We start from the raw sequence: 1,324 nt of genomic DNA on the forward strand, positions 1-1,324 counted from the left end.
GATAAAGTCCGTATAATTGTGTAAAAGTAAAAAGGCCATATAACAGTCCTTTTACGGTACAATGTTTTTAACGACAAAAACATACCCAGGAGGACTTTTACATGACCCAAGTACATTTTACACTGAAAAGCGAAGAGATTCAAAGCATTATTGAATATTCTGTAAAGGATGACGTTTCTAAAAATATTTTAACAACGGTATTTAATCAACTAATGGAAAATCAACGAACAGAATATATTCAAGCAAAAGAATATGAACGAACAGAAAACCGACAAAGTCAACGAAATGGCTATTATGAGCGCAGCTTTACGACACGTGTAGGCACGCTAGAATTAAAAGTACCCAGAACACGTGATGGCCATTTTTCACCCACAGTGTTTGAACGTTATCAACGAAACGAAAAAGCCCTCATGGCTTCAATGTTGGAAATGTATGTATCAGGCGTTTCAACTCGTAAAGTATCAAAAATTGTGGAAGAACTTTGTGGTAAATCCGTCTCTAAGTCCTTCGTTTCTAGCTTAACAGAACAGCTAGAACCTATGGTTAACGAGTGGCAGAATCGTTTATTATCAGAAAAAAATTATCCTTACTTAATGACCGATGTACTCTATATAAAAGTACGAGAAGAAAATCGAGTACTCTCAAAAAGCTGTCATATAGCGATTGGAATAACCAAAGATGGCGACCGTGAAATTATCGGCTTCATGATTCAAAGTGGCGAAAGCGAAGAGACCTGGACAACATTTTTTGAATACCTAAAAGAACGCGGTTTACAAGGTACGGAACTCGTTATTTCTGATGCGCACAAAGGATTAGTCTCTGCCATTAGAAAATCCTTCACCAACGTAAGTTGGCAAAGATGCCAAGTTCACTTCCTAAGAAATATCTTTACCACCATTCCTAAAAAAAATTCAAAATCTTTCAGAGAAGCTGTTAAAGGAATTTTTAAGTTCACAGATATTAACTTAGCGCGTGAGGCTAAAAATCGATTGATTCATGATTATATCGATCAACCAAAATATTCAAAAGCTTGCGCATCATTGGATGATGGATTCGAAGACGCCTTTCAATATACCGTACAAGGAAATTCCCACAATCGACTAAAGAGTACCAATCTAATTGAACGACTGAATCAAGAAGTACGCAGAAGAGAAAAGATTATTCGCATCTTCCCCAATCAAACATCAGCCAATCGCTTAATTGGAGCCGTTCTTATGGACCTACATGATGAATGGATTTATTCTTCAAGAAAATACATCAATTTTGATAAGTAGAAATGGTAAAAACATTGTATAGCATTTTACACAGGAGTCTGGACTTGACT

The 1,324-nt window shown here is 36.3% G+C and carries 1 protein-coding gene; it reads left to right on the forward strand.

Annotated features, from left to right (window positions below; translation table 11 throughout):
- Window positions 1-101 precede the first annotated feature (101 nt).
- Window positions 102-1,274 (forward strand): IS256-like element IS256 family transposase, encoded by a 1,173-nt coding sequence (locus JVV30_RS12570; protein WP_000195429.1) that lies wholly within the window; start codon window positions 102-104, stop codon window positions 1,272-1,274.
- The last annotated feature ends 50 nt before the right edge of the window (window positions 1,275-1,324 follow it).

The sequence above is a fragment of the Staphylococcus sp. GDY8P47P genome, from assembly GCF_016892225.1.
GTDB lineage: Bacteria > Bacillota > Bacilli > Staphylococcales > Staphylococcaceae > Staphylococcus > Staphylococcus borealis.